Source organism: Staphylococcus sp. HMSC063F05 (assembly GCF_001837075.1).
Taxonomy (GTDB): Bacteria; Bacillota; Bacilli; order Staphylococcales; family Staphylococcaceae; genus Staphylococcus; species Staphylococcus epidermidis.
In genome coordinates this window covers 44089-67229 of the sequence record NZ_KV831334.1, presented here as the reverse complement: position 1 = coordinate 67229, position 23141 = coordinate 44089, and the positions used below count along the sequence as shown (strand labels likewise).

Genomic DNA, 23141 nt, shown 5'->3' with positions numbered 1-23141 from the left:
TCTATACTTTTATTCTATTACTTCTCCCGAATATAATGTTTCCATCTTTTATATTACCTAGTATTTCTTCATATTTATTTAATATATTAGTGTGTTTTTCAACCATATCTTGCCTATTATTATTTTTAGCTAATTCTATAGATTTGACCGTTGATTTGATATGTAATTCATATTTTTCAACATCTAAATCAGAAAATCCAATAGCTAAATCCTTACATGGTTTCCCAGAATTACAAGTTAGGCATGGCGGAGCTTCCATGTATGGACAATCGCCGCTCAATCTAGCATGACAAGTACCATAAGGATTGTCCATTGCATTTAATTTATGTTCTTGCCATAAAGAATTCAATGCTTTTTCAGATAGTTCACTACTATGCTGTATATTTTTAATTTTACCGTCAACATCAAAACTAAAAGCTCCTTGATCAATAACTGATTCAAAAGCCTTTCTTTTTGTATCATCAAGTAACTTAGCATATCTTAGAGTCATTTCTGGTGAGGAATGTGCTAATAATTCTTGTATAGTTAATATATCTGCTCCACCATTTAACAATTTTACTGCATAGGTATGTCTAAATTGATGAGTTTTGAAATGGAAGATTTCTCCTTGTTCATCAATAATATTTTTAGTTTTTGATAAATGATTTAAGTGTGCCCTGACCATATGTTGTGTATAGGGCATTCCCTTTCTTTTTCCTTTATGAATAGCAAAAATATAATTATTAGGATTATTATCTTTTGTACTTTTAATTTTAGAATCGGCTATTAAAACTGCTACTATATCAGCTAATTTATTATCAATTGGTATTCTATGTCCTTTAACAAAAGTTTTAGCAATATCTGTTATTATTGAATACTTTCCATTAACTTTTGCAAGGCAATTATTTTTTAATGTCAATACATCAGAAATTCTTAATCCCGTTTTAAAAGCTATCCAAACTACAGGTATTAAATCTTTGTGCAAATCATTTATATGCTCAAAAAGCTGTTCCAATACAAAATCTGGGATATAATCAATTTGGCTACTATTTTTCTTTTCGTGTTTAGGTAAGTCTTGTGGATAAATTAAAAATCGTATATCTTGGTACGGTGCTATAGCATAGTTTTGAGTTATAATATCGTTTAAGAATCTTCTAATTGTTTTTAATTCTTCTCTCACAAAGTTCTTAGTACTTCGCAAATTTTTATTAGCTGCATATTCAAATAAAAATTCTATATATGATTCGATATGACATCTATCTAGTTCGTTTAAACTATTCCTTGTTTCTTCATTTTTAGTTATATTTTGAAAAAACCTAGTTAAAACTCTTATATAAAACCTTGCTGTAGCAAATACTATATCACCAGTTATCAAACGTTTTTTTAAATATTTTTTTGCTGATTCTCGCATTTTAATTGACTCAATTTTTTCAAAGTTTAAATAATTGCCAGTTAGTGTCTTATTATAACTCAATCCATATTTTTCTAAATTTCTAATATCCCATTTATCTTTTTCCCATTCTTCTCGCTTATCAATGAACTTAATTAGATTAATGTACATATTCTTTAAAAAAGAAGCTAGCCCACTTTTGTATTCATAATCACCAAAAACTATTGTTGATGATCTTCTTTTTATTGGTATATTATTTGCAGTCAACCAATTAAACCAGTGCTTTTCTAATATATTTATATCACAATCAAGTAAAGAATTTAAATTTGGATAAACTTTATTAAAGAACTCAGCAATCTTATTAATCTTCACTGCTCCAGTATTAAATAAATTAGATAAAGACCAATCCTCTTTAACTATCAGTTTCAAAAAAAGGTATTTAAATTCTAAATTCAAATTTTTATTTTTAATCCTAAAGAAAACATTTTTTCTTTTGTCTCTATAGTTCTTGATACTATCTTGAAATTGCTTGAATTTGTTAAAAGCTGAAATGTGCCACTCATCATTTTTAAAAAAGTAATCATCATATATTTCAGTTATTAAAACCTCTCCTTTTATATTGATGGCTCTACTTTGTAATGTACATAATTCATTAATAATAGTACTGTTTGTAGGTAAATTAATTGGTATTGACATAGTCATTCCCCTTTATTAAAAACTTGAAATTGATGCTTTACTTTATTCCAATCTTCGCGTATATCTTCTTCAGTAGGATGAACATATAAATTAATAGTCGTTTGTATATTACTATGACCAAGTCTTTCTTGAACTTGTTTAATATCCTTAGTTTCATTATAAAAAACAGTTGCATGTGTATGGCGAAATAAATGAGGGTGAACATTTATAGATGTTTTATGTTTTAGCCTTTTAAATAATGAACATATATCGCTATAATTCATAGCTTCTCCTACATTTCTCCCCTTTATTTTTACAAAAAGATAATCAGAACATATTGAAAGTTCGTCAATTATTTCGTAGACATAATCATCATATAAATCAATTAACGATTGAGAAATAAATATTTTTCTTTCACCAGTTTTTAAATAAGTACCATTGTCATTTAATCTATTTTTCAAAACTATTTGATGGCCTTTTCTAAAGTCAAATTTAATATCATCAATACGTAATGATAATACCTCACCTATACGTAATCCTGTTTCATATAATAATTGTATTAAGAATTTATCTCTAATATTATTAGTTTCTCCTAATAATTTCTTAACCTCCGCATTAGTTAATACTTCTATCTTTTTCTTTGGTTCTTTAACTTTCAAAATATTTTTCAACGTTCTATAGTCCTTATTTACGTGATGCATAAAACTTTTATATTTTTTAGAGTATTTACTTTCCATATGTATAAAATCATAGAAATTAACATCTAATTTTTTGCTCCTATAGAGATAATCATAAAAATTAGATACTACGGTCATAGTCAGATTAATTGTCTTAGGACTAATGCTTATTTCTTTTCGGTGATAAGAGAGGACATTCTCATTTTCAAAAGGTTTTTTCATCCATCTTATAAAATCAACAAAGTTATCAAAACTAACTTCTTTATAGCATATCTTTTTATTTTCTAAGTAAACAAAAAATTTTTTTAGCGCATAGGCATAGGTTTTCTTGGTATTTAAACTTTTCTTAACACTATCCAGATACTTCAAATATCTTACTGCATCTACTATAGGTTCATTATTACCATCTAAAATCATAAAATTGATACCATTCTTAGATTTTACTTCTACTATTTTCATAATAATCTCATTTCTAAATTTAATAGTATAAGTATACATTATTTCAACTCTTTTTACATCCTACATATTAAACTTATTACACATAATAAAAAAGACTATTTAATATTTTTACTTTGTTTATTTTTTCTTAAAACATGATTCATTTTAAACAAAATAGTCTATATTCTTTAACATATATATAACCATTCGCAACTTTACCAGAACAGTTTGAAACAATTTATCAATATATGATAGATCAAAATAAAGTGAGCAGACCAGTGCTTTCAGACGACCAACTTTCGCAACTAAATATACATTTACATGAAGCACTACAACAATCACGCCCAGTCAATATCAAATATTACGAAGAAGGATATATTAACTTTATAGAGCTCATTGTACATCGGATTGATTCAATAAATTATGAGATTGAAGGTACTGCTCCTCATTCAAGAGAACGTCATAAAGTTTCATTTTTAGATATTATAGATATTTCTTTTATATAAAGAGTACAAGAGAATTTATTATGAATTTCTCATTTTACACTTATATAACCACCAACATACTTAGTGTTATCTAAAGCCTTTCTGAATGAAATCATTTAATTATTAATTTTAGAATTCAATAATTAATTTTGACTGATAATTGGTAAAATCAACTAATAAAAATAAGCCTACACATCTCAATGATGTACAGGCTTATTCCTAAATTATTATAAATTAATTGTTGTTTTCGATATCAGAAACGATTTCTTTCGTTTTTCTTTCGATATCTTCAAAGTCTTTTTTAAAAATATAAGCAAAGGCAACTACACCGATGCCTACTACTACTGTAGTAATAGCTAATAAACTAAAGACAAATTTGAATAATCCTTTAATAAAGTTCCACATTAGTTTTCACCTCTATAATTAATATGCATAGCTACATTTCATAATGATAGCATACTTAACTTTATCATTAAATATATACCCTTTTTACGGGTAATTATTCTAAATATGAATATAAATTATGATAATATATCAACTAAAGATGCTTAAAATGAAACAATTAAATGATTTCTTTAATCATGGTACACACAGATTAACTTAGCAACCAAGATTTTAATTTATCAGTGATTACTTTGTAATTATCAATATTCAGAATGATCACTCCTATTGAGATAATGTCATTATCTTAATTTAGATTGTATGATTTACGTAAATCAAGTTCAATTAATAATAAGTTACTTTTATATTACATTGAAGTAAAAATATAAGGAGAGATTATAAAATGCAAAAAGTACGTTCTGATATAATGACTCATCGTGGTTCTCACTATGATTTAGGAGTAAAGACTGCTCTTTGGTTACAAACCACTCCTTTATTAAAAAATCGAAATAAAGAATGGCGAAAGAGAATTCCACGTTTTGATATTGATGTCAAGGAAACCTATGATATATTTCAAATCTATTCGCCACAGATTTGGGAAGAAATAATTGGTATGCAAGATGTATTGAATCTACCTACAAAACAAATGATTTTAAATTTTGGCCATTATCGATTTACTGATTTAAAGGACAGTGGTTGCACAGTATATAAAGGTCGTGATTTTTTAGTCCGAAATTATGATTATCATCCTGCAACATATGATGGTAGATACTTATTATTTCAACCTAATGACGGGGGATTATCTCAAATAGGACCGACTTCAAGAGTGACTGGTAGAATGGATGGTATGAACGAGTATGGTTTAGTTATGGCATATAATTTTATGCATCGTAAAAAGCCTGCAAATGGATTTGTATGTTACATGGTTGGTCGGCTAATACTTGAAAATTGCAAAAATGTAACTGAAGCAATCAAATTTTTAAAGGAAGTACCGCATCGTAGTTCATTCAGTTATATACTAATGGATAGACATTCGAATTATGCCATTGTCGAAGTTACACCTCGATCAATAGATGTAAGGTATGAACATATATGCACAAATCATTTTGAATTGCTTACCCATGAAAATAGAAACTATACAAGAGAATCTAAAGAACGCTTAAATCGTGTAATAAATAAAACAACTCCTTCTACAAACAAAGATATCGCATTCAAATTATTTAACGACCCGCAATACGAAATCTATAGCAACCTATTTAAAAGTTGGTCTGGTACAATTCATACTTCACTATATGAACCTAATTCATTAATAGCATGGATGGCATTAGGTCAAAACAGTCATCCAACCTCAATCAATTTTTCTAATTGGTTAAAAGGAAAGAAATTGAATATAAATTACTTTGAAGGCGAAATAGATACACCATTAACTTTTGCCACATACTAATTAAAAATTCGACCCTATCTTGATAAATCAAAGGGTCGAATAATTTATATTATTTATTCAATTTTAATATCGCCATCTACAGTGTAAAATTCCAATATATTATCGCTATTTCCCACTTTTCCTTTATCGAAATATCGATTTTTAATTTCTTTATTTCCATGACCAGGATGAAGTTTAAGCAAAGTGTTTTTAGGTTTTTCGCCAAAATGATAATTAATATTACCTCTTTGTGTAGAAGCTTTTATATCATTGTTAGATTTCATGTCCGTCATAGAAATATCTCCTCTATTAACCAAGAAAACAGTATCACTTAATGTACTATTTTTAACATGAGTTATACCCTTATCAAGCTTCATACGACCTTCCCTGATTAAACAGTCTGTAATATAAAAATTTGCTTTAGAAGATTCGATGTTTACCTGATTGAGTTCAGATCGTTTAAGTTGTATAATTCTATCTGTTTCCAATGAAACATGTTTCAAATTCACTTGATTTAAATCAATTTCTCCCAATAACGATTGAATATTAAGAGATTTAAGGTCTTTTTCTGGTACAACAATTGTTAGCTTTCTATTGTTTGAGTGAAATGGATTAAAATTTAATCCATATCCTCTATCTACTGCACGTTTTTCTTTAATACTTAACCTTTTATTATTTTTTGTAACATTTATTTTATTATCTCCAGTAAAATAAACAGCTAATTTTTTTCCAGAAATTATATTAACATTGGTTGTTACTGTACTTATAGATAAATGTTCAATTTTGCTATTTATTGTTTTGGTATAATGTCGATTATCGTATTTATTTTTATCTATAGTAAACCACGTCATAGCACCACTAGCAAAGAAAATAATAAATATGATTAAACCACTAATAAAAAGCTTTTTCATTCTTTAACGCTTCCTTTAACAGTCTTTATATACCAAAGAAGATATTTCAAAATAAGTTTATGAATTATTTCACCAATTTTCAAAGTAATAACAATAAACATAATTCCTAAACCTGTAAAAGAAATTGAAAAAAACACATTACTTATAGCATTTTCGAAACCATGTAATACTGAATAAAATAATAAAACAAATGGTGCAAAGATAAAACAAATAGAAATAAGGAAACAGAATAGAATAAGTAATGCAATGATAACAACCGGTATTAAAATAATAAATAACGACAAAATACCAAGACTTAACGATGCTAGTATTGCTCTTACTATGTTTGCTAAGGTTGGTTTGTAACTAGCATAATGAATAGCACTTCTAGCTTTTACTTCTTTGGAAATATGATAAGGATCATTTAACTTTTTTATAATTTGTGATTCACTAATCCCTTTCAATTCTTCTTCATAGAACAAGTTTTCATACTTGTGCATAATACTATCTTTTTCTTCCCTAGGTAAATCATCTAAAGCTAATTCTAATTCATTTAAGAAGGTTATTTTATCCATATTTACGCACGCTCTCAATCTGAACTAAAAAATATCTAATACTTTTTGATTATTATTTACTAAAGAACTCAATTCTTTTAACAATGTTATCTTTATATAAAATGTTTAATTTTAATTTATTAAAACGGTCTACATAAGTCATTGAGTGATAATTTTTCCCTACTTTATTAATCTTGTAGTTTTCTCCCAATTTATTGATGACTTTATCAATTGGGTCACCCATTTTAATACCAAAATTTGTTTCAACTTTATCATCTTTGACTAAAACCATGCCTTTAACCTTATGCGTTTTATTTTTTACTTTTACTGTAAAATCTTTATGATTTTTATCATTGTAAAAGGTATATCTATCTAATTTAATTTTCTTATTAACCACAAATCCTTTTTGATTAAAACCATGATTTAAACTAATTTGATTCACACTGTAACCAGATAAATCCACAGATTTTATACTTTTGTAATAAGTCAAACCTATCAATAAAGAAATAGCTCCAGTTAAAAAAATAGCGAATATTAACCATCTACTTTGAATTCGCACCTGAGTCACCACTTTCACTCTTGTTCTAATTAATATAGCATATGCACAATGTAGTTTCATCTAACAAGATAGTCACATTATTTAATATACATATATTAAGTTACTTTAATTTCTTTAAACTCAAAAAATTGATATAACATTTTAAATTATTCAAGGGAGGGGTTTTATATAAGAAATTTAGAAACTTATTTTAATAAAAGTCAAACACTCAATGAATTCATTAATAAAATACAAGAAAGTAAAGACAATTTATTATCCATTTATAATTTCTTCCACCTGCCACTTAATGATGCACGTTTAAATCAATTAAGAGAATCGAATTATTATAAGGTGCTTATAATTAAAGAGGATTGGTGTGGCGATGCCATGATGAACATTCCAATATTAAAGCATACTATTGAATTTCTGAACATCATAGCAAGAGTATTTCATAGAGATGATGATACACATCTGATTGATCAATATTTAACAAATGGTAAATCAAGGGCTATCCCTATCTTTGTCTTCATGAACGATTCATTCGAACAATTGACAGTTTGGAGACCAAGAGCAAAAAAGTACAAAGTTTTGTCAATAAAATTAGAAGTAATAAATTGCCAGATAAAACCCATCCTAATTTTGATTTTTACTCAATAATTAATCAACTTTTATATAAATAAAACGAGTGGGACAGAACTCATCATGAATTCTACGTCCCACCCTATAAAATACGCCTCATAAATTTTAGTTAATGACTAAACAATTTTTATATGTTTAAATCACTTAACTAACTTCTCCACATTTTACTATTTAAATATCCCTCTTTGATGCATATAACATATTTGCAATAAATAAGACCACTATTGATGCAATAGAGATAAACCATTGCCAATTAGAGAATTTAATCTCACCAGTCATTTTTTCAGTTAAATACGTAAATGGTATATATTTAAATGAATCCTGAATATCATCGCCAATATTCGGAATCATTGGAATAAATGGCTGAATAAACGGAACGATGAGTATTAAAAAAATACCTAGAGTAAATATGACAGCAGGTTTTTCTACTATTAAAGTGATTAGTAATAAGAATAATCCAAAGAATAAAAAGAAAATAAGGTAAAACCAAATATTATTTAAAAATCTATCTCCATCCATTTTTTCACTTTTAGTTGTAGATTGTATAATAATTATTACCAAGTAGTGAATAATTGTAAATAAGAATGAAATTAATACAATAGATACTGTTTTAGTAATGATATAGCCCATTCTGCTAGTTATTCTGCTCATAAACAATTGTATAGTACCTTGTGAGTAATCTCTTGTTATTGTTTTTATAATGAATAAAAGACCAGCAAACAAGAAAAGCCAATTAGCTAAATTAAAAACCATATCTATATTAACTTTATGTGCAGAACTATAATTTGCCATCATGCTAGCTTGGAATACCGTCATTCCAATTACAAGTATAAATGCTAAATAAGTATACGGACTTTTAAGTATACTAATTAAATCATATTTGACTAATTGTAAGCTCTTCATTATTTATCACCTCTTTGATTAATATTAAAGTAAGTATCACGTAGTGAACTTTTACGTGTTTCAATATATTTTGGATAAATATCTAGTTGGGATAACGATTTAAGTAACTCTCTATAATCATTTTGAGCTTTAATGATAATTTCTCCCGATTCTTTTTGAGACTGCTGTACTTTAAAGTTTTCAGAAAGAGAATCTAAAGCTTTATTAAAGTCATCTTTTTGTAAAGTAAGAATAGTACTATCCTCTGGTCCCCCATCTTTCATATCTACATCTTGAACGAACTTACCATCTCTAAGAAATACTGCTCTATCACAAATCAATTCAATGTCTTCTAATTTATGACTTGAGATTAATATTTTCATTTCTAATTGTTGAACAAGTGATTGAATTGTCTTTAATACATCTATCGAACCATCTGGATCCATACCATTTGTAGGTTCATCTAAAATTAAGTATTTAGGTTTATTCATTAATGAAACTGCAATTGATAATTTTTGTTTCATTCCCATTGAATATTTGTTAACTTTTTTCTTGATATATGGTTTCATTCCAAAAGCTTCAATAATATGATTTGCATATTCCTTATCGAAACCATCGCCTAATACTTGTGCAAATAATTTTAAATTAAATAAACCTGTCTTGTTTCCATATAACTTAGGATGCTCAATTAAATAACCAACATTCTCACTTTTAGGCATGTCGACTTTCCCTTGATAGTTAATGATGTTATTATTCATGACCTTCATCAAAGTTGTTTTACCAACTCCATTTTTACCGATAAGACCAACGATTTGACTCTCGCCGAAATCAAAATCTATATCGTCTAAAACAGTATTTTGACCATATTTTTTGGTAATATGTTGTAATTTCATCATAGACCTCCTTAAAAATGTTAATACTTTATTTTTTTAATTTGAATCAAATAATTAATGACTAAGAAAATGCTACTTACAACTAATAGACCATAATTTAAGAAATATGAGTATATCATTGGGATATGGCTATCATTGTGTGTAAGATAATTGATTAAGATAAAAATGACCGATAAAGTAAATGGCAGAACCACCATAATTCCTACAATATAAGCTATATATGGAATATCTCGATCTTTACGTTCAGTACTCTTACTAAACGCTATAGGTATAGAAAAGAAATTCCCTACTATGAATGAAAAAGTCGTCGAAAAATAAATCGAATCTGTTTTTATTGTGCTTGTGTTGTATCCATATAAACTAATGATAAGCGCACCTATAAAAGTTAATAAAATGCATGTCATGTAATTAGCGTTAAGCAAATCTCTCTTTGATACAGGCAAACTATAAAAGAAATAATATGAAGATGAACCACCTAATCTACGATTAACTCTGAATAAATGACCTATATCTATCAAACATATCATCGTCAGTATTAATCCGATTGGTCCTGAGATAATTGAATATAGTGGTGTATCTTTATTTAACAAATGATAAATGGGAAAGAATAAAAGCAATAATGCGTAAATAATTAGTGTCCAACTACGTAATTTTAAGTTTCTAATCATTAATTGCTTCATAGTTAAATCTCACTTTGTATTTTGAATTTGTATTTCGTTTATGTTTACTTTTTTCTAAATAAATCATCAATTGTTCTATAGATGCATCTTTTATTTCAACACCACTACCAAACAATTCATTAAATGTTTGATAATATTCTGTTAAACCAATATAGCCTGTTTGCTTACTTTCTTTGTAAATCAAAAGTTCGTCCAACTCTTCATCTAAGTCTTCATTAGAACCACTAACGATTTTGTATTTTTGCGATAGTTTATCCCTAGACTCATTGAATATGATTTCACCCTCACTGAGAAAAACGATATAATCTGCAATTTTTTCCAAATCAGAAATAATATGTGTTGAAAAGAAAACTGTTTTATTTTCATCTATCAATTCTTGTTGAATAATTTCAAGTAATTCATTTCTTATTAATGGGTCTAACCCTGAAGTTGGTTCATCTAAGATAAATAATTCTGCATGATGACTGAATGCAATTGCTAACGATAGTTTCATTTTCATACCGGTTGAGAAAGTTTTTATTTTATTTTTATATGGCAGCTGAAAAAATTTTAAATACTTTATAAATATTTCATGATCCCAACGATCATAAAAAGGGGCAATGATATTTTCTAATTTTTTTACTGTCCATTTTTGATTAAAATAAATCTCAGAATACACAAATCCAATTTTATTTTTTATTTCACGAGGATGAATTTTTATATCTTTCTCAAAAACAGAGATTGTACCACTTTCAGATTGAATTAAATCCATAATTAATCGTATTATTGTAGTTTTCCCCGCACCATTTCCACCTATAAAACCTGTAACATATCCTTTAGGAACATTGAAGGAGACATCTTGCAATTGAAATGCGTTAGATCGATAATTAACATCTTTAAGTTCTATCGCGTTCATTAGTCGTCCTCCTCATAAATCATAGTCAATATTTCTATTAATTCCTCTAAAGGCATTCCAATTGTTTTGGCTTCTTTTGACATAGAGTGAGCTAAATTTTCAATAACAAAAAATTGCTTTTCCTTTAGAATAGAATTATCTTGTTCCTTTACAAAGGTTCCTTTACCTCTAATAGTTGTTACAAATCCATCTTTTTCCAAATCTTCATATGCTCGTTTTGTCGTTATTAAACTCACTTTTAAATCTTTAGCTAACTCACGCATTGATGGAAGATGTTCACCAGGGGAAACATAACCTTTCAAAACATTTTCTTTAATTTGTTGCTTAATCTGTTCATATATAGGACTTTCACTATTGTTCTTCAAAATTATTTTCATTGATGTCCCCCTTTTCTTCTGTATATACATAATATATACAATATACACACTTTTGTAAAGTGATTTCGAAAAATTAGTAGAAATCTCTATTTCATCAGGAATATACTGTATATATCATCTATATACAAAAAGGATGAAACTGAATTCATTTGAATTCTACATTTCACCCTAAAATTAAATATTTCACCAAATTTCGTAAAGCAATTACTAAAATTCTTTTAAAATTACTGTTAAAATAGCAAAACAAACTTCATCTGTTTGATTTAATATACTTAAAACTTAAAATAATGTTTGAAGTTTTATCATATGAATGTATCTATTTTTTTTTACGCTCATTATGTCTATTAATAAAAGCACAAATCATAAACATAATTGCTGCTAACAATAATTTTATACCTTGTGAATCGTGATCTGTCGCTTGTAAATAATACCCTACTATAAATAGTACAATAGCTAATCCAACAAATATTTTAGTCAAGTGTTTCATTTATTTCACCTCAGTAATATAAAAGTATATCAAATTAAAACAAAACTATGAACCACACTCAATAGCATCACTTTATATAATATTGTTTGCGGTCTATTTAGTACAATGTTACAATTTAATTGTATCCACGTATTATACTACACAACCCCAAGTCTGGTACCAGCAGACTTGGGGTTTTTTGGTCATCTATTTGCCTTTCCATTTTATTTCCAACCAAATACGAAAGACAATGAGTATGCCACCGGTAATTAATGTAATGATTCCATCTTGCCACCACGTCATTATACTACACCTCCCAAAAAGATGAGTGTCATATAATATGATGACCTATCAATAGTTTAACATAAAAACAGAACGTATGTTCTGTTTTTGATAGATAATTTTTAATTTATATCTTTAGTACAACCCTTTATCTTTAAAGCAATACAAGATAATATATATATAAACACATTATTGAAAAGAGGTTAAGACAATGATGAATCCATTAGCCCAAAAATTGAATGATGAAATAAAGCAATCAAGTCCAGAAGTATTAGATATGATGTCACAATTAGGTAAAGATATGTTTTATCCAAAAGGAATTTTATCGCAATCTGCCGAAGCAAAACGCACAACATATAATGCTACTATTGGTATGGCAACCAAAAAAGAAGGTAAAATGTACGCAAATTCACTTAACCAAATGTTTAATGACCTTACACCGGATGAAATTTTCCCATATGCACCTCCTCAAGGTGTAGAGGAATTACGTGATTTATGGCAGAAAAAAATGCTTAAAGAAAATCCCGACTTAAAGTCTAAATCTATCTCTCGTCCCATCGTTACAAATGCTCTCACGCACGGTCTTTCTCTAGTAGCTGATTTATTTGTAGATACAGATGATACCGTCTTATTACCGACACACAACTGGGGCAATTATAAACTTGTATTTAGCACACGTCACGGTGCTCATATCGATACGTATTCTATTTTTGATAACTCAGGTCACTTCACTACATCTGAACTTGTAAAAACATTAAAAGAATATAAAAAAGACAAAGTGATTATTATTTTAAATTATCCTAATAACCCAACTGGTTACACACCAAATAAAGAAGAAGTTAATACTATTGTAAATGCAATTGAAGAACTAGCTAATAAAGGTACTAAAGTAGTAACTGTTGTCGATGATGCATACTATGGGTTATTTTATGAAGAAGTTTACCAACAGTCGATTTTCACGGCTTTAACACAGGTGAAATCTTCAAACCTTTTACCAGTGCGTTTGGATGGAGCTACTAAAGAATTCTTCTCTTGGGGGTTCCGCGTTGGCTTTATGACGTTTGGAATTGATCATGAAACGTTAAAAAATGCGCTAGAAGCTAAAGTAAAAGGATTAATTCGTAGCAATATTTCAAGTTCTCCACTACCTTCTCAAAGTGCAATCAAACATGTACTTAAACATCATGAGCAATTTGATAAAGAAATCGATCAAAATATCAATATTTTAAAAGAACGCTACGAAGTAACTAAACAAGTAGTGTATGATAATAAATATGCCAAATATTGGCAAGCCTATGACTTTAATTCAGGATACTTTATGTCATTGAAATTAAATCAAGTCGATCCAGAAGAATTACGTGAACATTTAATTAATAACTATTCAATTGGTATTATTGCTTTAAATAGCACAGATATTCGTATTGCCTTTAGTTGTGTAGAAAAAGAAGATATTCCTTATGTCTTTGAGTCTATTGCTAATGCAATTGATGATATTAAATAAGTTTGAGGCTGGGATTATGAATAGAGAGCATTCATAATCCTAGTTCTATTCTTATCTTGATTTTTATGCTCTTGAAAACTATGTGATAAAACCTTTTAATTTAATTTGATATGACATTATATGTACAAAAAAATATTAATTATTATTTTCTTCGGATATAATTTTTAAGAATATTCACAATTTCGTTAGTCGACACTTTAATAATTTATTGTTTTCTTTTTGTGTGATTTAAGTACAAAAGCTAAAACGAATAAATTGATACTCAGTACATTAGTTTTTGACTTTTGATTTCTATCTCCATTATCTCGAAGTTGAGTATCTGTGATTTTTCTACAATGATTATTTATCAAATAACTACACTCGCCACCCTATTCTTTAAGTTTTTAATATAGAAAAAGTGTGGATTGTACATCCACACTCTATGACTAACTATTCTCTTATTTTATTTCTAAATAATCCTAATAAACCTAATCCAGTAAGTAACATTATTAAAGCAGGATTTTGAATATCTTTTGTTTTACCTGTTTCCGGTAATTTATCTTGTACATCATTGTTATTATCTTTCTTGGAAGTTGTTGTAATTTCGTCTTCTTTGTCTTTCTTAGTTATTTTTGTGTCTTTCTCGTCTTTGCCGCTTTTTGGTATTACTGGGTTTTTCTCCTCTCTATCTTTCTTCAAAGTTTTTGTGATTTTCTTTTCTTTGTCTTTTTTTGGTGTTTTTGTGTCTTCGTCTTTCTCGACTTTACCGTTACTTGGTATTACTGGTTTTTTCTCTTCTCTATCTTTCTTCGGAGTTTTTATGTCTTTCTTTTCTTTGTCTTTCTTTGGTGTTTTTGTGTCTTTAGATTCTTTCTCATCTTTATCTTTCTTTAGTGTTTTTGTGTCTTCGTCTTTCTCGTTTTTGGTAATTTGTGTATTTGTTACTGAAGTATTTGCTTGATTTTGTTCTTTTCCATTCACTTCATCTTTATTTTGATTGGTTGTTTCAACAACTTTATTTGTATTATTATCTTGTTGATTATTTTCAACTATAGGTGATTGTGCAGTGCTAATTTTACGATAAATAAACTTAGTAATTCCGTCACTCACAGAAGTTCTATAATGTTGGTACCCAGGAATTTTCACCGGTTGCCTTTCTGAAGCAGGGGTTTTAGCATCTTCCACAGCATCTTTAATAATATTTCCTTGATCATCTAGCCAGACAGTTACATAAAGAATTGGAAGTTCATATGACGCATCGTATTCTTCTTCATCATTATTATTTTGATCTGTTGTTATGGCTGTGGCATCTGTATTTTCAGTATTATTTGTAGGTGCTGTCTGTGAAATTTTTGGTGATGTTCCTTGATTTTGGTTTGCAGTATTTTCATCCGCATACACAGTTACGTTACTGTTAAATAAATAGAGTGCCAATGTTAATGCACTTGCTGTACCATATCTTAAAGTTTTCTTACTTAAATATGTTTGAATTAATTTCGAATTATTAGGTTTGTTGTCTTTCATAGTTGTATGTGCCTCCTAATTTTTTGATTTAAATTAAACTTCGATATCAAATGCTTATGATACTGATTTACAGTGTGAGCATAATCGATAAAATATACACAATACGTTATTTAATTTATAATATATCATGTATTTTAATTTTTCACAATTTAATTTCCCCTAATAATACTAAAGACTTTTTATTACTTTCAACATTGAAATAACACTTTTATAACTGCATTAAAATCGTTGATTTCTTAGAGTTTTACTGACTAAACATTATAACTTTACTATATAGTGATTTATCTGATGATTTTTTAATTACGAATATTTTAACCCATACCTAAAAAAGCTTCTCAAAAGTCTATTCAACTTTTGAGAGGCTTGATAGTAATTTAAATTAAATACTTATATTGATGTCTAAAATCAATAAAATATTTACATCATACCTGGCATTAAGTACAACTAAAAATAAACCTTAATACATGTATAAAAGCCTATTAAATCAACATTTCATAATTTTAATATTCCTATTATTTTCAGTTTTTCTATTCTGTTATGTCATAATTATGTCATTACATAAACTGTAAAAATAAGATGTCGCTGCCCTTAACTACCACAGTTGATTTACCAACAAATACATAATTTGCACCGTCAGAAATTTTTAAATCATGTATGTTGTCTATATCAATATTTGTCACTCGTCCAGAATGTGGATATGAGTATTTAACTTCTTTTACTTCTTTAACATCAACATACTTATCATTTTTAATTGGATAAAACAATTCATCATAAAACCTCCTTATATACATATGTAATTATACACTGTTTGAACTATAAATAAAAGTTATCATATTTATCATTATCTATAAGAACATATTATGCTTTTGGTTTGAGCTAGTTTCTAATTCTTTAAGAAACAACTTCAATCACTCTTTTGGTTTATAATGTACTTTTCTATGCTTGAAATAATCGATAATCTGAATGTATGCAGTCACTACACTTAATGTGTGGTGACTTTTTTAATACAGTTATCCGTCTTTTAAATTCTCAATGCAACACAGAGCCTCTCTCAGCGTCTTAAAATAATTAATAACTTAATATTTTTTATACATTATACATTTTAAATTAATAAAATGATAAAATTATTTATATACTCGATATGGTAAATATGTTATTCAATTTGAGCCATTAAGGGTTTATAAGTTGCACAGAATTGATTAGTGTTATGGTAATTGTTTAATTAAAATATTTAATCAGAAAGGATTTGGTTCTATGTTTGAAAATCTTCTTGCTTCTATTGGAATAAACTCTGTGAAGGTTGAAACTTTAGTAAAAAATAAAAGTATTCATAGTAATGATACTTTGGAAGGAATTGTAAGAATAGAGGGTGGTAATTCTGCTCAAACTATTAACAAAATTTCATTAACTTTAGTAGAAAGATATGAAAATCCTGATAAAAAGAGTCAATTTCCTGTTTTAGAAAATGAATTACAAACATTTACATTACACACAAATGTTGAATTAAAAGAACACCACACAATAACAGAAGAATTCAAATTTAATATTTATGAATATGAATTTAAAAGTGAACCAAAACATTTAATATTAAAAACACATGCATATGTAGGTTATTCAGTTGATGCTTATGATGAAGATAAAATTGTTTTCAAATAAGAAATTCATGTTTTTATAAAATCTTATTATTAAAAATAAACCAAAGGGGAGATATATAATGAAAAAATTCTTAGCTTTAATTTTTGGCAGTGCTTTAATTCTTGGCGCATGTGGTAATGATGACTCATCTAATAACGATTCTGATACCAAATCAGAAAGTAAAACTGAAAAGAAATCAGAAGATAAAAAAGACAATAAATCCAAAGAGGATAAAAAGTCTAAAGAAGAAAAGAAATCTCAAGAAAACGAAGATAACAAGTCTACACAAGACGATAAATCTACTGAAGAACAAGACACACAAGAAACTGCAACAAATGAACAAGTTCAATCTCAACAACCTGCAACTCAAGAGCAACAACAATCTCAACAAAGCCAAAATACTCAGCAATCTAGTAATAATCAAAGTCAATATAGTGATGAATATTTAGCAAATAATCCCGTTTCTACTGACGGTCAATTAACGCCTGAAGAACAACAAAGATATGATGAAGGTATGAAAGAAAATAGTCAAAACTCACAAAATAATCATGTTGATTTAAATTCGTTACCTGCCACAGATTTTCAAACAGATTGGATGTCTGAATCTGGACAAGAACAAGTGAACGATTTAGCAGAACAAAAAGATAGTGGTCAAATTTCACAATATGAATTTAATGATCGCGTATCTGATGTAATGAATAATGAAATGGATAATCAATAACAATAATAAAGATTTAGGGTAGTCCACCTACCCTTATTATTTTTTTACTTTCTAATTGTCAAAAAACGCCACTCAATGAGCGACGTTTGTTTATTATAATTTATATATAGTTATAATAATAAATATTATCTTAAAAAAATAATCTTGTGCGATTACTATTCAAGACTTTCTAAATATTCTAAAATAGTAGGGTTACTACTTTTTTCACTTATCAAAACATTTATATATTTATATGCTAAACAATAATATGTTGTTAACTTTTCTTCTCTAATTTTAACAAATTCAAATTTTTCATATAAAAATTCTGTTCTAGGGATTGCATGTAGTCCAATTAAAGTACTTGGAACATAATTATACATTTCTCGAGCAATTTTCAAGAATTCCATCATTAAAATAGTACTATATTTAACTTCTCCTATTAATGTCTTTTTTCTATATTTGTCATTTAAAGAAAAATAATTTAGATATAAAATTAAATAGTCTGGCATTCGTGGTATATTTAGTTTTTCTTTTGCACTTTTTTCCATTCCTGCAATATTAAAAGAATAAGTAAAAAAACCAATTATATCAATATTATTTTCTTCTATTGTGCCCGATAGTAATATAAATGTTTTCATACTGTTTTTTTCATGTAATATTAGTGCATCTTCTTTTAAATGATCTTCTGCTTTAGTAAATAAAGGAGATTCAAATTTAGTTATTAATTCATTTGATACTTCAGTAATTTCAACTAATTCAATACTCATAATGTATTATACAAAATTTTTGAATTTAGTTATTCTTCTACTTGTTACTTTATCGGGACTTTTAGCTACATTATACAATTCACTTTTTTCTATTTGTTTATTTAATGTTTTTATTGAATCATTTGACAAATTTTTCAATTTCAATGTTTCACTACTAGGTGTTTTGATAGCCATATAACCACTCCCTTTTTAATTTAATGAAATTAGTATATCATGTTATTTAATAATTTTACAGTCTACAAATTTTATCTTCCTTATACGCCATTCATTTCTTAGCTCTTCTTACACCATCCATAAATATAGATACCACTATATTTACTTCAATTTTATTCGTAAACTAGCTATGTGAATTATCTATTCAGATAAATAAATATCCTATCATCATTTAACTTCACAGATGGCACTATTCTTCTATCTACACTATTTTTCACTAGCATTAAATTAAAGGATAGTATAATACCTACTCGCTCTGCTGCATTTAGTGAGTTCCAGGTCTCTATTTCCTTATCTGTCATTAGATTAATATAAGTAATAACAGCAACTTTTTAATTTTGTACATGTATTCCAAATAAAATAACGCCACTTTAAAAGTGACGTTAAGATGAAATATTTAACTTGTCTGTGTAATAACTATTCAATACCTTTGTCCTTTGTTTCAAATATACGCTCTTCTTTTAATTTATCTTTAATTTCGTTTATATTTTTATTTTCTATATTTTTATTCACATTAAGTGATAATATTGTTGTAAATATTAAGTTAAAGATAATATATATTGCGAGCACTAAACTAGCCCACAAATTTTTTGGCTGAAAAGTTATTAAAAATATACCTGATATCAATATAATATTTTGCACGATAGGATAGATAGAAATGTATTTACTACGATATGTGCTCTCACTATCTGTTTGGATAAATTCATTGGATTCATTATTATCAATTTTTTCTGTAACAATCTTTTTTCCAACTATTTTTTCTCCATTTTTAATTTCTATATCTTTTTCATTCAAAGTATATTGCAAAACTTGCTTATCTGAAATATCATAAAAATATTTATCTAAAAGATGATACTCTTTATCTCTTTCAATAAATAAATATTTATAATTTTTCTTTCTCATATCGTCAGAAATAAGAAGAATTGAACTTATATCTAATATTAATAATACTACTACCAAAATACATCCTGTGTATATAATAATCTTATTAATGTTCGTTTCAACCATACAACCGATTAATAATATATACAAAAGCCAACTTGCAATTCTCATTACTGTCGTCCAAAGAAGGTTTACTTTATCTTCTAACCTAAGTTGAGATGGCAGTAAATTTACATTAAATTTCTTTTCTATACTAAATAATCCTTTCAAATTTGTTTTAAAATTCATTTTTTTACCTCTTCATATTATTTTAGTTTTATATTACAATAAAAATTAAAAAATATCTAACTTTTATACGAACAATATAAGGGTATCTCATCCTCTCTATTTTGCATAAAGTTCTTTCCATATTCATACTTCTCTATGTGTTATTAGATCAGTATAAGTAATAACAGTATTCTCTCTAATGCTCATAGCCCTATTAAACATATCATTTACATTAATCTTTTCTACTTTAGAACACATGGTTATCAGTCCTCATCTGGAATATCATTAATAATCATTGTTCTATTAGGATGCTGCTCGTGTAATTCATCTATTGCCTTTTGTTTTTCTTCTTCTTCATCATCTGGCCAATCACCAATATTAACAATAACAGGCGTTTCATATGCAAGTTCTTTTTTGTCGGTAAATAACTTATGATACTTACCTAGCATATCTCTAGCACGTAATCGGTCACTAACTAATTTTATTTAAATACATAGAAAAAGCCACCTCTTAAGGTAGCTTATCTAGTAATCGGCTAAATATCTGTCGAACACGTCCACTTGTTACCATGAGCATTTCGCCTATCTTCTCATACGACCAACCATGAGCGAGTAAATCGAAAACAACGAACTCTTTATCTGTACCAATGCTTTCAATTACTGATGATAATTCATTGAAAAATATATGTTCTTCAAAATTATCGCTCGTTTCTATCGATGTTGTAGATTGATCTAATGAAAAGAAATTATTTATATTCTCTTCATACATGGGCGGTTCTTCTTTAGGTGGTTCATAGTTCATTATGAAGGCTCTAACGCTTTTCTTATCATATATCATAGATATGTACTTCTTTCAGCAACACGGCGTAATATTACTTCTCTAGCATGTTTAATTGTGTACTCTGTTATCCCTAAAACATCTGCGATAATGTCATAAGGTTGCTTATCCCACCATAACATCTTAATTAATTGCTGCTCTTGTAGTGTCGCATTGTTATATACTTCGGTAATCCCTTTTACGATACTTTTAACTCTATTATATCTCTGTTCAGTCGTTTGACTAGCTTGTGTTTTGTACTCATCAACTAATGTTTGATAGTTTTCCATATATCCACTCAGTATTTTATAGTCGAAACTCTTTAAGGCTTTCATATAACTAGCTCCTCTCTTTGAGTTTGTAATGTAGTTCTTACTTTCTCTACTTCTTCATCGAAATATTTTCTTTGTTCTTTCAAATGGTCTCTCTGACGCATTAGACGAGCTTTATGCGTATCTTTATATAAATCTTCACATAACTTCTCAATACTCTTATAAGGCTTATAAACGCCATTTGTACGCATGTAGTGCATTATCTCTTGTTGCTCATGATATGGATAGGTGCTGACAATACTTTTAAGTAAATTCATGCGTTCTAATGATTGATTTTTATAACGTTCCAACTTTTCTTTTTTCTCAACGATCCATATAACTAACTTCTCTAATGGATAACTGGTAAAAACTACACCTGTTGCTTCATCACAAGTCATATGTGAGATGTTCAGATGATACATGACATTTATTTGTTCTTCGAGTGCTTGGCATTTTCTGTTTATAAATTGAGGATTGTATTTAACCAACAACTCATATTCTGAAATTCTTTCTTCTCTTTCGTAACTGAAAGTATTATTATTTTTCTTCAGCAACAGTTCTGCACTCCCTTAAACTTTATCTATTTTATTTCCTGATTGACTTTATACTTTTGTTTAGTCGTTATCTGAAATTCCGAATTGGTCATATACAGATTGTTTCTTAGGCGTTTCATTCTTAGGATCTAATATCTTTAGTCTGGATTCTACTGTTAAACCTAACTTAGATGAAATACTATTTAATTGTGCCAGTGCATCGCGTTTAATAGCATGGTTTTGATTTAATTTAGTACCTCTTTCAGTAACAATTACTGCGCCTTCTTGTTTCATACGTTCAGTGGCTTGAATATAATCCGAATAGGCTTGGCAATATGCGGACACTAACGCTAAATCTAAACTGGCAATTGGTAATTCTTTTAGTAATGGATATATTCTAAACCATTCTTGTTTTGCTCTATCATCTAACCACGTTGGAGGTTCTGCGTTTAAAGGAGTAAGCTGTTTCATTGCTTCTTCCGTTGCTTTCTTATTTTCTTGTACTTCTCTAGTGAGTCGTGATTTTTGTTGTGATAACAATTTTCTATTAGCCATTTTACCCCTCCTTTAGCTCAAATTGTTTGATATTAATGGATTTTACCCCACATATTTCACTTTCATTTTCAACATTCGGTCAAAGTTAAGTGCGGCTCGTTTTTTCGTCAAAAAATAAAGTGTGGGGGTAATCGAAGCCCCGCAAAAAATTTAAAAAGTATTTCTTTAAAAAAGTAATTTCGTTTTTTAGAAAATAAAACTTCAAAAATCTTATCTACCGTGAATTTTGTTATGGTAGCTAAAATAAACTACCTCTAAATTATTTGTATCTAACCTGTTTCTCCAGTCTCTCAGCATTATCCATCTATATCGATATACATTTATCTTCACTAATTACCATGTTCTCTAATTGCTTCATATAAGCCTGTCATTAGCTTTTAATCAGTTCCTATACTATTTTAATCCTACTTACTATTATCTTCCTTATAACAAGCCTGAAACAGCATCTTAAACTGTTCTATGTTACGTTTGTTCTCTCAACATTTCTATCATCATTCTTCATTCTTTTTTATTTATAATTTCTTCTTTCTTGATCTAAATAACTTTTCTTTATTTCAAATCAAAATACAAATCGAAATCACAAAACAATTTTAAATTATTTTTTATTTTCATTTCTCATTTCAAAATTCTATTTCACTTTCTGAAATTCAAAATACTTTCTGACTTCTCATTTACTTTTATAATTTTCATTCTCTTTATCATTCTAATATCTTTAACTAAAGCTCAACTTTGTTTTGTTCAATTAACGAATTATCTTCTTAATTCTTTTATCTTCTAACATAAAAGATAATTGTTTTATTCTACTTCATTTCTTCTAAACATTTTTGATGTTTGATATAAACATAATTGTTTCTTCTACTTCAATATAATTAATATCTCTAACACATATTGGCTTGCTCATATATATTTTAGTG

The 23141-nt window shown here is 27.8% G+C and carries 25 protein-coding genes and 3 pseudogenes; 6 read left to right on the top strand and 22 right to left on the bottom strand.

Annotated features, from left to right (window positions below):
* Nucleotide 1: 1 nt before the first annotated feature.
* A complete protein-coding gene (locus tag HMPREF2576_RS05340) occupies nt 2-2065 on the bottom strand; it encodes a tyrosine-type recombinase/integrase (RefSeq protein WP_000026848.1) in 2064 nt (687 codons plus the stop codon).
* Nucleotides 2066-2067: 2 nt separating this feature from the next.
* On the bottom strand, nt 2068-3180 hold the full coding sequence (locus HMPREF2576_RS05335) for a tyrosine-type recombinase/integrase (protein WP_002489584.1): 1113 nt from the start codon (nt 3178-3180) through the stop codon (nt 2068-2070).
* Nucleotides 3181-3362: 182 nt separating this feature from the next.
* On the opposite strand from HMPREF2576_RS05335, the pseudogene HMPREF2576_RS05330 reads away from it, so the two are divergent.
* Nucleotides 3363-3665: pseudogene (locus tag HMPREF2576_RS05330) on the top strand (YolD-like family protein); the annotation flags it as partial.
* A gap of 213 nt (nt 3666-3878) precedes the next feature.
* On the opposite strand, the gene HMPREF2576_RS05325 reads toward HMPREF2576_RS05330, so the two are convergent.
* Complete coding sequence (locus HMPREF2576_RS05325; protein ID WP_001830431.1) at nt 3879-4049, bottom strand: hypothetical protein; 171 nt, start codon at nt 4047-4049, stop codon at nt 3879-3881.
* A 379-nt stretch (nt 4050-4428) separates the two neighbouring features.
* Between HMPREF2576_RS05325 and HMPREF2576_RS05320 the strand changes: the two genes are divergently transcribed.
* Nucleotides 4429-5469: a C45 family autoproteolytic acyltransferase/hydrolase gene (locus HMPREF2576_RS05320; protein WP_001830433.1), complete on the top strand. Its 1041-nt coding sequence runs from the start codon at nt 4429-4431 to the stop codon at nt 5467-5469.
* A gap of 53 nt (nt 5470-5522) precedes the next feature.
* Here the strand turns inward: HMPREF2576_RS05320 and HMPREF2576_RS05315 are convergent, their stop codons facing one another.
* Genes HMPREF2576_RS05315 through HMPREF2576_RS05305 form a run of 3 tightly spaced genes read right to left on the bottom strand, consistent with a single transcriptional unit; the run spans nt 5523 to nt 7451 of the window.
* On the bottom strand, nt 5523-6359 hold the full coding sequence (locus tag HMPREF2576_RS05315; protein ID WP_002485135.1) for a DUF4097 family beta strand repeat-containing protein: 837 nt from the start codon (nt 6357-6359) through the stop codon (nt 5523-5525).
* Nucleotides 6356-6913, bottom strand: coding sequence for a DUF1700 domain-containing protein (locus HMPREF2576_RS05310; RefSeq protein ID WP_001830393.1), 558 nt, complete (start codon nt 6911-6913; stop codon nt 6356-6358). Before HMPREF2576_RS05310 ends, HMPREF2576_RS05315 begins: the two co-directional genes overlap by 4 nt.
* Nucleotides 6914-6965: 52 nt before the next feature.
* Complete coding sequence (locus HMPREF2576_RS05305; RefSeq protein WP_001830370.1) at nt 6966-7451, bottom strand: hypothetical protein; 486 nt, start codon at nt 7449-7451, stop codon at nt 6966-6968.
* Nucleotides 7452-7619: 168 nt separating this feature from the next.
* Between HMPREF2576_RS05305 and HMPREF2576_RS11630 the strand changes: the two are divergent.
* Nucleotides 7620-8110, top strand: a pseudogene (locus HMPREF2576_RS11630) (thioredoxin family protein).
* Nucleotides 8111-8240: 130 nt separating this feature from the next.
* Here the strand turns inward: HMPREF2576_RS11630 and pmtD are convergent.
* From pmtD to HMPREF2576_RS05270, 6 genes are all read right to left on the bottom strand, one after another.
* Nucleotides 8241-8972 (bottom strand): phenol-soluble modulin export ABC transporter permease subunit PmtD, encoded by a 732-nt coding sequence (gene pmtD, locus HMPREF2576_RS05295; RefSeq protein ID WP_001830379.1) that lies wholly within the window; start codon nt 8970-8972, stop codon nt 8241-8243.
* On the bottom strand, nt 8972-9844 hold the full coding sequence (pmtC, locus tag HMPREF2576_RS05290) for a phenol-soluble modulin export ABC transporter ATP-binding protein PmtC (RefSeq protein ID WP_001830444.1): 873 nt from the start codon (nt 9842-9844) through the stop codon (nt 8972-8974). Before pmtC ends, pmtD begins: the two co-directional genes overlap by 1 nt.
* 20 nt (nt 9845-9864) lie before the next feature.
* Entirely contained in the window at nt 9865-10524 is a 660-nt protein-coding gene (gene pmtB, locus HMPREF2576_RS05285; RefSeq protein ID WP_002494112.1) for a phenol-soluble modulin export ABC transporter permease subunit PmtB, read from the bottom strand.
* The gene (pmtA, locus tag HMPREF2576_RS05280; protein WP_001830432.1) at nt 10505-11419 is read right to left on the bottom strand and encodes a phenol-soluble modulin export ABC transporter ATP-binding protein PmtA; all 915 of its coding nucleotides are present in this window, start codon (nt 11417-11419) and stop codon (nt 10505-10507) included. Before pmtA ends, pmtB begins: the two co-directional genes overlap by 20 nt.
* The gene (locus tag HMPREF2576_RS05275) at nt 11419-11796 is read right to left on the bottom strand and encodes a PSM export ABC transporter transcriptional regulator PmtR (RefSeq protein ID WP_001830364.1); all 378 of its coding nucleotides are present in this window, start codon (nt 11794-11796) and stop codon (nt 11419-11421) included. The genes pmtA and HMPREF2576_RS05275 overlap by 1 nt, the downstream gene beginning before the upstream one ends.
* A gap of 316 nt (nt 11797-12112) precedes the next feature.
* Entirely contained in the window at nt 12113-12283 is a 171-nt protein-coding gene (locus tag HMPREF2576_RS05270; protein WP_001832481.1) for an SE1626 family protein, read from the bottom strand.
* A gap of 475 nt (nt 12284-12758) precedes the next feature.
* Here HMPREF2576_RS05270 and HMPREF2576_RS05265 point away from each other — a divergent pair, with 475 nt between their 5' ends.
* Nucleotides 12759-14045 (top strand): aminotransferase class I/II-fold pyridoxal phosphate-dependent enzyme, encoded by a 1287-nt coding sequence (locus HMPREF2576_RS05265; protein WP_002494631.1) that lies wholly within the window; start codon nt 12759-12761, stop codon nt 14043-14045.
* A 429-nt stretch (nt 14046-14474) separates the two neighbouring features.
* On the opposite strand, the gene HMPREF2576_RS05260 is transcribed toward HMPREF2576_RS05265, so the two are convergent.
* Both HMPREF2576_RS05260 and HMPREF2576_RS05255 read right to left on the bottom strand, forming a co-directional pair.
* On the bottom strand, nt 14475-15548 hold the full coding sequence (locus HMPREF2576_RS05260) for a cell wall surface anchor protein (protein ID WP_011082752.1): 1074 nt from the start codon (nt 15546-15548) through the stop codon (nt 14475-14477).
* Nucleotides 15549-16102: 554 nt separating this feature from the next.
* Nucleotides 16103-16312, bottom strand: a complete 210-nt coding sequence (locus HMPREF2576_RS05255) for a hypothetical protein (protein ID WP_070856215.1) — start codon at nt 16310-16312, stop codon at nt 16103-16105.
* Nucleotides 16313-16802: 490 nt separating this feature from the next.
* Between HMPREF2576_RS05255 and HMPREF2576_RS05250 the strand changes: the two genes are divergently transcribed.
* Both HMPREF2576_RS05250 and HMPREF2576_RS05245 read left to right on the top strand, forming a co-directional pair.
* Nucleotides 16803-17204 (top strand): sporulation protein, encoded by a 402-nt coding sequence (locus HMPREF2576_RS05250; protein ID WP_070856213.1) that lies wholly within the window; start codon nt 16803-16805, stop codon nt 17202-17204.
* A 58-nt stretch (nt 17205-17262) separates the two neighbouring features.
* Nucleotides 17263-17904 carry a hypothetical protein gene (locus HMPREF2576_RS05245; RefSeq protein WP_070856211.1) on the top strand — a complete coding sequence of 214 codons (642 nt, stop codon included), beginning with the start codon at nt 17263-17265 and terminating at the stop codon, nt 17902-17904.
* Between the two features lie 155 nt (nt 17905-18059).
* Here HMPREF2576_RS05245 and HMPREF2576_RS05240 read toward each other — a convergent pair whose 3' ends face one another.
* The 8 genes and pseudogenes from HMPREF2576_RS05240 to HMPREF2576_RS05210 form a co-directional block, all read right to left on the bottom strand.
* Nucleotides 18060-18650: a hypothetical protein gene (locus HMPREF2576_RS05240; RefSeq protein WP_070856210.1), complete on the bottom strand. Its 591-nt coding sequence runs from the start codon at nt 18648-18650 to the stop codon at nt 18060-18062.
* Between the two features lie 6 nt (nt 18651-18656).
* On the bottom strand, nt 18657-18824 hold the full coding sequence (locus HMPREF2576_RS12315) for a hypothetical protein (protein ID WP_176746945.1): 168 nt from the start codon (nt 18822-18824) through the stop codon (nt 18657-18659).
* Nucleotides 18825-19280: 456 nt separating this feature from the next.
* Nucleotides 19281-20033: a hypothetical protein gene (locus HMPREF2576_RS05235; RefSeq protein WP_070856209.1), complete on the bottom strand. Its 753-nt coding sequence runs from the start codon at nt 20031-20033 to the stop codon at nt 19281-19283.
* A gap of 242 nt (nt 20034-20275) precedes the next feature.
* A pseudogene (locus HMPREF2576_RS05230) lies at nt 20276-20485 on the bottom strand (terminase small subunit); the annotation flags it as partial.
* A gap of 37 nt (nt 20486-20522) precedes the next feature.
* Complete coding sequence (locus tag HMPREF2576_RS05225) at nt 20523-20813, bottom strand: sigma factor-like helix-turn-helix DNA-binding protein (protein ID WP_229664814.1); 291 nt, start codon at nt 20811-20813, stop codon at nt 20523-20525.
* A 32-nt stretch (nt 20814-20845) separates the two neighbouring features.
* On the bottom strand, nt 20846-21163 hold the full coding sequence (locus HMPREF2576_RS05220; protein ID WP_037551213.1) for a hypothetical protein: 318 nt from the start codon (nt 21161-21163) through the stop codon (nt 20846-20848).
* Nucleotides 21160-21693, bottom strand: coding sequence for a pathogenicity island protein (locus HMPREF2576_RS05215; protein ID WP_037551215.1), 534 nt, complete (start codon nt 21691-21693; stop codon nt 21160-21162). Before HMPREF2576_RS05215 ends, HMPREF2576_RS05220 begins: the two co-directional genes overlap by 4 nt.
* Before the next feature lie 60 nt (nt 21694-21753).
* Nucleotides 21754-22227, bottom strand: coding sequence for a phage terminase small subunit P27 family (locus HMPREF2576_RS05210; RefSeq protein ID WP_037551217.1), 474 nt, complete (start codon nt 22225-22227; stop codon nt 21754-21756).
* Nucleotides 22228-23141 lie beyond the last annotated feature (914 nt).

Coding starts and splice junctions, on each gene's coding strand:
- HMPREF2576_RS05340 (WP_000026848.1), bottom strand. CDS start 2,065: ATGTCAATACCAATTAATTTACCTACAAACAGTACTATTATTAATGAA.
- HMPREF2576_RS05335 (WP_002489584.1), bottom strand. CDS start 3,180: ATGAAAATAGTAGAAGTAAAATCTAAGAATGGTATCAATTTTATGATT.
- HMPREF2576_RS05325 (WP_001830431.1), bottom strand. CDS start 4,049: ATGTGGAACTTTATTAAAGGATTATTCAAATTTGTCTTTAGTTTATTA.
- HMPREF2576_RS05320 (WP_001830433.1), top strand. CDS start 4,429: ATGCAAAAAGTACGTTCTGATATAATGACTCATCGTGGTTCTCACTAT.
- HMPREF2576_RS05315 (WP_002485135.1), bottom strand. CDS start 6,359: ATGAAAAAGCTTTTTATTAGTGGTTTAATCATATTTATTATTTTCTTT.
- HMPREF2576_RS05310 (WP_001830393.1), bottom strand. CDS start 6,913: ATGGATAAAATAACCTTCTTAAATGAATTAGAATTAGCTTTAGATGAT.
- pmtD (WP_001830379.1), bottom strand. CDS start 8,972: ATGAAGAGCTTACAATTAGTCAAATATGATTTAATTAGTATACTTAAA.
- pmtC (WP_001830444.1), bottom strand. CDS start 9,844: ATGAAATTACAACATATTACCAAAAAATATGGTCAAAATACTGTTTTA.
- pmtB (WP_002494112.1), bottom strand. CDS start 10,524: ATGAAGCAATTAATGATTAGAAACTTAAAATTACGTAGTTGGACACTA.
- pmtA (WP_001830432.1), bottom strand. CDS start 11,419: ATGAACGCGATAGAACTTAAAGATGTTAATTATCGATCTAACGCATTT.
- HMPREF2576_RS05275 (WP_001830364.1), bottom strand. CDS start 11,796: ATGAAAATAATTTTGAAGAACAATAGTGAAAGTCCTATATATGAACAG.
- HMPREF2576_RS05270 (WP_001832481.1), bottom strand. CDS start 12,283: ATGAAACACTTGACTAAAATATTTGTTGGATTAGCTATTGTACTATTT.
- HMPREF2576_RS05265 (WP_002494631.1), top strand. CDS start 12,759: ATGAATCCATTAGCCCAAAAATTGAATGATGAAATAAAGCAATCAAGT.
- HMPREF2576_RS05260 (WP_011082752.1), bottom strand. CDS start 15,548: ATGAAAGACAACAAACCTAATAATTCGAAATTAATTCAAACATATTTA.
- HMPREF2576_RS05250 (WP_070856213.1), top strand. CDS start 16,803: ATGTTTGAAAATCTTCTTGCTTCTATTGGAATAAACTCTGTGAAGGTT.
- HMPREF2576_RS05245 (WP_070856211.1), top strand. CDS start 17,263: ATGAAAAAATTCTTAGCTTTAATTTTTGGCAGTGCTTTAATTCTTGGC.
- HMPREF2576_RS05240 (WP_070856210.1), bottom strand. CDS start 18,650: ATGAGTATTGAATTAGTTGAAATTACTGAAGTATCAAATGAATTAATA.
- HMPREF2576_RS12315 (WP_176746945.1), bottom strand. CDS start 18,824: ATGGCTATCAAAACACCTAGTAGTGAAACATTGAAATTGAAAAATTTG.
- HMPREF2576_RS05235 (WP_070856209.1), bottom strand. CDS start 20,033: ATGAATTTTAAAACAAATTTGAAAGGATTATTTAGTATAGAAAAGAAA.
- HMPREF2576_RS05225 (WP_229664814.1), bottom strand. CDS start 20,813: ATGAACTATGAACCACCTAAAGAAGAACCGCCCATGTATGAAGAGAAT.
- HMPREF2576_RS05220 (WP_037551213.1), bottom strand. CDS start 21,163: ATGAAAGCCTTAAAGAGTTTCGACTATAAAATACTGAGTGGATATATG.
- HMPREF2576_RS05210 (WP_037551217.1), bottom strand. CDS start 22,227: ATGGCTAATAGAAAATTGTTATCACAACAAAAATCACGACTCACTAGA.